The organism is Planktothrix prolifica NIVA-CYA 540 (genome assembly GCF_963864145.1).
Taxonomy (GTDB): Bacteria; Cyanobacteriota; Cyanobacteriia; order Cyanobacteriales; family Microcoleaceae; genus Planktothrix; species Planktothrix agardhii.
The window spans coordinates 4,474,805-4,481,542 of the sequence record NZ_CAWLTW010000001.1; the positions used below are offsets into that span (position 1 = coordinate 4,474,805).

6 protein-coding genes and 1 pseudogene are annotated in these 6,738 nt (G+C 40.5%); 3 read left to right on the forward strand and 4 right to left on the reverse strand.

Annotated features, from left to right (window positions below; translation table 11 throughout):
- Nucleotides 1-57: 57 nt before the first annotated feature.
- Nucleotides 58-2,809 (reverse strand): annotated as a pseudogene (locus AC559H_RS19745) (TIGR03960 family B12-binding radical SAM protein).
- Nucleotides 2,810-3,131: 322 nt separating this feature from the next.
- On the opposite strand from AC559H_RS19745, the gene AC559H_RS19750 reads away from it, so the two are divergent.
- Nucleotides 3,132-3,329 carry a hypothetical protein gene (locus AC559H_RS19750; RefSeq protein WP_026795190.1) on the forward strand — a complete coding sequence of 66 codons (198 nt, stop codon included), beginning with the start codon at nt 3,132-3,134 and terminating at the stop codon, nt 3,327-3,329.
- A gap of 56 nt (nt 3,330-3,385) precedes the next feature.
- Here the strand turns inward: AC559H_RS19750 and AC559H_RS19755 are convergent, their stop codons facing one another.
- From AC559H_RS19755 to tadA, 3 genes are all read right to left on the reverse strand, one after another.
- Entirely contained in the window at nt 3,386-3,808 is a 423-nt protein-coding gene (locus tag AC559H_RS19755) for a hypothetical protein (protein WP_330949800.1), read from the reverse strand.
- A gap of 42 nt (nt 3,809-3,850) precedes the next feature.
- Nucleotides 3,851-4,525, reverse strand: coding sequence for a lysophospholipid acyltransferase family protein (locus tag AC559H_RS19760; RefSeq protein WP_026795188.1), 675 nt, complete (start codon nt 4,523-4,525; stop codon nt 3,851-3,853).
- A 130-nt stretch (nt 4,526-4,655) separates the two neighbouring features.
- Nucleotides 4,656-5,144: a tRNA adenosine(34) deaminase TadA gene (tadA, locus tag AC559H_RS19765; protein ID WP_026795187.1), complete on the reverse strand. Its 489-nt coding sequence runs from the start codon at nt 5,142-5,144 to the stop codon at nt 4,656-4,658.
- Nucleotides 5,145-5,201: 57 nt separating this feature from the next.
- Here tadA and AC559H_RS19770 point away from each other — a divergent pair, with 57 nt between their 5' ends.
- Both AC559H_RS19770 and purL read left to right on the forward strand, forming a co-directional pair.
- Complete coding sequence (locus tag AC559H_RS19770) at nt 5,202-5,357, forward strand: hypothetical protein (RefSeq protein ID WP_155806307.1); 156 nt, start codon at nt 5,202-5,204, stop codon at nt 5,355-5,357.
- On the forward strand, nt 5,341-6,738 hold a 1,398-nt coding region (gene purL / locus AC559H_RS19775; RefSeq protein ID WP_036843410.1), incomplete at its 3' end, for a phosphoribosylformylglycinamidine synthase subunit PurL. The genes AC559H_RS19770 and purL, both read left to right, overlap by 17 nt.

A 6,738-nucleotide genomic window follows, 5' to 3' on the forward strand; every position in this document is an offset into this window, starting at 1 on the left:
ATGCTACAAAACTTGGCTTACCGGGTTTCATTATAGCACGGTCGTAAACACAAATTATCACCAACCAGATATAGAAATCTTTTCGGGTCGCGTTAAAAGTGAATGGCGGTGAATGTGTAACAGTTGGAATTCTTTGCCAGTTACCTGTTCTAACATCTTAATCATCAGTTCGGGTCGTAGTTGTGTCCCATCATTCCGACAACTCCCCACATAACGCAACAATTGATCTTCCTCGGAAATCATTTCTAGTTCAAATAATTGTTCTCGTAAATTGATGATGTTCTTTTTCCCTGATTTTGTGGTTTTCTCCCATAAAATTTCTGATGTGGCTTTAACTGCATTAATCCAATTTAACCATTCGGGGATAGCGTCTATTTCTGCTATGGAATTTACGGTTAAATAATATTCTGCTTTTTCCACCGCATCCGTTAGGGATGGTAAGTCTATGGGTACTTCTTGAATTTGATATAGAGGAATGGTATCGGGTAAACCCTGGGCTAATTTTTGGCGAAATTCCTCGATATTCATGGATTCTGTTAATTCAAAATCCACAATTTCTCCGCTACTTGTTGCTCCTAATGGTAAGGCAAAAGCAATGGAAATCCTCGGATTTGGACGGTATCCTCCGGTAAACGCTAAGGGAATTGAAGCCCGACGAATCGCCCGATCAAATAATCTGAATAAATCCAAATGTCCGACTAAAGCCATATCTCCTAATTTTCCAAATCTAACTCTTAAACGTTGGACTCGTTGAGAATTAGGAATAAATTCTCCGGCAAATTGGGGAATTGGGGGAGATTTAATCACAATATTATGACCAAAATCGGTTCCACAAACTCCACAATGGGAACAACTTTCAAAGGAACAATCGGGAACGGTAGCAGCTTCTAAAGCCAGTTTTAAATCTTCTTTGAGCCAATTTTTATCAATTCCACTGTCAATATGATCCCAAGGTAAGGGCTGATCTAATAATACTGCATAATCCTGTTCTTGACTATTCCCTATTCCCTCCCCCTCTAGCCCCCCGTGCGCGGGGGTTTGGGGGGCTGTTCCCTATTCCCTGTTCTCGTTCGACAAGCTCACGAAGCAGCCTGTTCCCTGTTCCCTCAATTAAATTCCATTCCCCGCTTTCCACCCGACGATATTTCCAACTCAAACCTGCTTCTTCTATAGCCTGTGTCCAAGCGCCAAAAGCCCGATCTAAACTTTCCCACCAGGAGTCCATTCCCGCCCCAAGTTCCCAAGCCCGACGCACCACTGGCCCTAAACGGCGATCGCCTCGACCAACAAAATCCTCCATAGCCGAGATTCTAACATCAGTAAAGTTAACTTTTACCCCTCGCATTTGTCGAAATTCTTGTTTTAATAATTTCTGTTTGCGTTGGAATTCTGTTGTGGAAACTGAATGCCATTGAAAGGGAGTATGGGGTTTAGGTGTAAAGTTAGAAATAGTTAAATTAAAGTTTAACTTTCTGCGATCTTTAGCAGAACATTCTCGTTTTAACCAAGCAACGGTTTCGGCAATTCCTAATATATCGGCATCGGTTTCTCCGGGTAAACCAATCATAAAATAGAGTTTAATTTTATCCCAACCTTGGTCAAAGGCGGTTTTAACTCCCTTTAATAATTCTTCATTGGTTAACCCTTTATTAATGATATCTCGCATTCTTTGGGTTCCCGCTTCTGGGGCAAAAGTTAACCCACTTTGTCGCGCTCCCCCTAGAATATTAGCAATATTTTCATCAAAGCGATCTACCCGTTGACTAGGTAAAGATAAACTAACATTATAATCTTTAAGACGGTTCTTAATTTCCATTCCCACCGAGGGTAAGGATAAATAATCGGAACAACTCAAAGATAATAAGGAAAATTCATTATAACCCGTTTCTTTCATCCCTTTTTCAACAGCTTGAATCACATCTTCCGGTTCCACATCTCGCGCCGGACGGGTTAACATTCCGGGTTGACAAAAACGACATCCCCTTGTACAACCCCGTCTCACTTCAATTACTAACCGATCATGAACTGTTTGTACATAGGGAACAAATTTAATCGAATAGGCGGGCATTGGTGCGGCTACCCGTCTTAAAATTTGGGCGGGAACATTAGAATGTTTGGGATGAACAGAACCATCTTCTGCCATCTGATAAAATTGGGGAACATACACCCCCGGAATTTGGGCTAAATCTAGTAATACAGCTTTTCTATCTAAGTTTTTTTTCTTGCATTCTTCTAAAACTAATCCAATTTCTGGTAATAATTCTTCCCCATCTCCTAAAGCGATAAAATCAAAAAAATCCGAGTAGGGTTCGGGGTTAGATGTGGCCGTTTGTCCCCCGGCAAAAATTAAGGGATAATGGGGTTGATCAGAATTTTGATTATCACCCCAAACCGAATAATTTTGTCGGTCTTCCCAAGTTAGGGGAATTCCAGCTAAATCTAACATTTCTAAGATATTTGTTGCCCCTAATTCGTAGCTGAGGCTAAATCCTAAAATATCAAAATCTATTAAAAAATGACGGGACTCAACACCAAATAAAGGGGTTTTAGTCTCGCGTAATTTTTTTGCTAAGTCCGACGCTGGGAGATAGGCGCGATCGCATAATTGCCGAGGTTGAGTATTTAAGATATTATAGAGAATAACATGGCCAAGGTTTGAGACTCCGACCTCGTAAACTTCAGGATAGGTTAACGACCAACGGACGACGGCGGACTCCCAAGGTTTGCGTTTCGCGCCTAACTCCTGACCCAGATAACGGGCAGGTTGATGAATTTCTGGTGTAATTAGTTTCTCGACTGCGACATTCAAGGCAAACCTCACCCTATTAATAACGACAATATTTTAAGATTACCATTGATGTTGCCATCGTGTTGATTGTAGCAATACCGTGTAATCAAATATTTGAGGACAAAACCTAAAAAACAATTAATTTTTTAAAATAACTTTTGGGTCAACTGTATTAAAATATACTTAAAATCTACCTCAAGGTAGATGAAATTGGGACTAAATAAATGTTATCAAAGTTCCCATATATTAGGTGATAAAGATCACTTTGAATAAAAGGATATGATCACAAATAAAAATCACCATTTATAAGATAATAAAAATATGCGAGTTATCCTTACCTACTATGTCAGCAACGACGAATATGATTCGTAAACTGGTTGAAAAGGCTCTCTATTTTAGATGTCTGACTCCTGAAATTGAAAATGCGATTAATACAGAATTAACCCGAATGGGTTATGTTTCAGATGTCGATTATGAGGCCTTAGAATTATTAATGGAAGAAATGGATGCTGGGCGCATTCGCTTAGTTTCTAGCTATTAGTAAATAGGTTCAACTTTGAAAATTTCGATATCCAAAAATAAAATATTCTTGGATATTTACTCAGTTGGTTCAAAAACATTAGCAGAAGCTCGCCAAACTTGACCGATAAAGTCTTGAAGTTGTTGGTGAGCAGAACAAGCATTTACCCGTTTAACTCCAGGGGAATTAGTGTCTGGAGACTCTAACTGGGCTAAGAAAGTAATAACTTCCGTATCCAAAGCCGCCCTAAATAATCGCGTTGGCCAAATTAAATCAGGACTTTGGCGTAAATCAGATAAAATAAAGGTTTCTGGGGTAAACCCAAAACTCGAAAAATTGTCTTCTGGATGTTCAGATAATCCTTGAATTAACATTAAAGGTCTTACCCAACAAACTTCTCGAACTTCTACAACTTGAATTACTTCTGCATACAAACAACTGTTTTGATGATTTAATCCCACAATTTGACCGGGCTTAAAATTCAAGCTAGAGTCCATCATGCTTAACAGCTTATTAATTAAAAGTAGTTATAATGATAACACTTAGTGTTGATCAATTTGGTTCAGTGCTAATTGTAAATCTTGAATCAGATGTTGAGCATCTTTCTTGGCTGAACCTTGACAATAATCATTCACAGATAAGGGAGTACCGATTTTTATTTTAACACTAGAACCCCGACAGGGAATAATCGGATTATAGCGTATAGAAATCGGGACAATCTTAATTCCTAAATGTTCCTGGCTAGTTTCCGCTTGGATGGCTAAACGTCCCAGTCCCAATTTCAGGGGGTGAATTTGGTCATCCTGAAAAATATTTCCTTCTGGAAAAATCACTAATATTTCTCCTTGGTGCAGCAATTCTACTCCATAACGAATAGTAGAAATAGTCGGATGTTTTTGATTAATTGCAAACCCACCGAGGTGACGAATAAACCACCCCTGTAGTCCTTTCATTTCATCAACCGTAACCATAAACCGCAAGTCCCGTCCGGTGACATAGCGACCTGTGGAAAAGGGAATCATAATTGCATCCCAACGGGAACGATGGGTTGGTGCTAAAATAATAGGGCCTTGTTGGGGAAGATTTTCTTGGCCGATGACTTCCAAGGATTTAAAATAAAATGGTAAAACCAGATGTCGTCCCAAGGGATAAACAATTGAAGCCAGCAAGGGAGAAACGTCAGAATTAACCTGTGTTTCTTTTGTAGATATGGACATTTTTGCAAAAGATTGATTAGATCAAAGATGAGCATAACGGTTTTCTTGGCTGTATGAACATCTTAACTTGATATTAAACAGTTTAAAGGGTTTTATTGATCGTGATCAGGACAGTTTTTTTATTGTCTATTTAATTGCGTTTTTGAGCAAACCAAGATTGTAATTGTTGACGACAAGGAGATTCTAATATTCCCCCTAAAACCGATAATTTATGGTAAGAACAGGGACTATCGGGAAGATTGATAACGGTGCGGATAGTTCCGGTTTTGGGGTCATCTGCGCCATAAACCAGTAAGCCTAAACGAGCTTGCAAAATTGCTCCGGTACATAAGGGACAGGGTTCGAGGGTGACGTACAAAGTACAGGTATTAAGATGCCAATTGTTTAAGATTTTTCCTGCTTCTCGTAGGGCTAATATTTCGGCGTGGGCGGTGGGGTCACAGTCTCTTTCTTTGCGGTTTTGGGCTTGGGAAATTAGTTGATTATTCTGATTAATAATAATAGCTCCAACGGGAACTTCTCCGGCTTCTCCCGCTTGTTGCGCTAATTCTAAAGCCCGACTCATCCAATATTGATGGGTGGAATAGTTGTTAAAAATTGGGTTTGGGGAACTAGACATCGGGGGGTTGTGTTTGTATATTGATTTTTTAATCAAGTGTATGTCCATGTTAGCCGTATGATTATTGTACGACGGCTGCGGGAATTTGTCAAGGGTAGCTCCTATCTAGTCGGCAATTTTTTTAATCAAATCAGTTTTGAGTTAGGAGAAGATAGAATGGGAAATGCTGTGGTGAAAAGTGCGATCGCTTGTATAGATGTCTACCAAAAATAATTGTCCCTTTTCTGCTGAAGAAATTGCCTCTGAAGGCATCAAACCCGAAGAATATGAAGAAATTGTCCGACGCTTAGGAAGACATCCCAACAAAGCGGAATTAGGGATGTTTGGGGTGATGTGGAGCGAACACTGTTGTTATAAAAATTCCCGCCCTCTGCTCAAACAATTTCCGACGACGGGAGAACGAATTTTAGTTGGCCCAGGAGAAAATGCCGGAGTTGTGGACTTTGGTGATGGGCTGCATATTGCCTTTAAAATAGAATCCCATAATCACCCTTCAGCTATTGAACCATTCCAAGGTGCTGCGACGGGAGTAGGGGGAATTTTAAGAGATATTTTTACGATGGGAGCGCGTCCAATTGCGGCGTTAAATTCCTTGCGGTTTGGTTCCTTAGAAGATAACCGAACTAGACAAATATTTAAAGGGGTGGTTTCTGGTATTAGTCATTATGGTAATTGTTTCGGGGTTCCAACTGTTGGGGGAGAGGTTTATTTTGATCCAGCTTATAACGGAAACCCCCTAGTTAATGCGATGGCAATTGGGTTAATGGAAACCCCAGAAATTGTCAAATCTGGTGCTTCTGGAATTGGCAATCCGGTGTTATATGTAGGTTCAACAACGGGGCGGGATGGCATGGGGGGAGCGAGTTTCGCCAGTGCCGAATTAAGTGAAGAATCGATTCAAGATCGTCCGGCGGTACAGGTGGGAGATCCGTTTTTAGAAAAGTCTTTAGTGGAAGCTTGTTTAGAAGCATTTAAAACGGGTGCGGTGGTAGCAGCCCAGGATATGGGAGCGGCTGGAATTACCTGCTCAACATCAGAAATGGCGGCAAAAGGTGGGGTAGGAATTGAGCTAGATTTAGACTTAATTCCGGTACGGGAAACGGGAATGGTTGCCTATGAATATCTGTTATCAGAATCCCAAGAACGGATGTTATTTGTCGCTCAAAAAGGGCGAGAACAGGAGTTAATTGATATTTTCCATCGTTGGGGATTACAAGCGGTTGTGGCGGGAACTGTAATTGCCGAACCAATAGTTAGAATTTTATTTCAAGGGGAAATTGCGGCGGAAATTCCGGCGGATGCTTTAGCAGAAAATACGCCATTATATCCGCGAGAAATATTATCAGAACCGCCAGAATATGTTCAAATAGCTTGGCAATGGCAACCGGAAAATTTACCGGAATCTACAATATCAGGAATTAAAATTAAGGGGGAATTTCAATCGTGGAATCAAGTGTTATTGACTTTATTAGACACCCCTTCTATTGCTTCTAAACGCTGGGTTTATCGACAATATGATCATCAAGTTCAGAATAATACGGTTTTAGTTCCTGGGGGTGGGGATGCGGCGGTGATTCGGTTACGGCCGTTGGAA

Bases quoted from the DNA above. Each gene is read 5' to 3' on its own strand.
- AC559H_RS19760 (WP_026795188.1), bottom strand. From the start codon at position 4,525: ATGTCCATATCTACAAAAGAAACACAGGTTAATTCTGACGTTTCTCCC.
- AC559H_RS19750 (WP_026795190.1), top strand. From the start codon at position 3,132: ATGTCAGCAACGACGAATATGATTCGTAAACTGGTTGAAAAGGCTCTC.
- AC559H_RS19755 (WP_330949800.1), bottom strand. From the start codon at position 3,808: ATGATGGACTCTAGCTTGAATTTTAAGCCCGGTCAAATTGTGGGATTA.
- AC559H_RS19770 (WP_155806307.1), top strand. From the start codon at position 5,202: ATGATTATTGTACGACGGCTGCGGGAATTTGTCAAGGGTAGCTCCTAT.
- tadA (WP_026795187.1), bottom strand. From the start codon at position 5,144: ATGTCTAGTTCCCCAAACCCAATTTTTAACAACTATTCCACCCATCAA.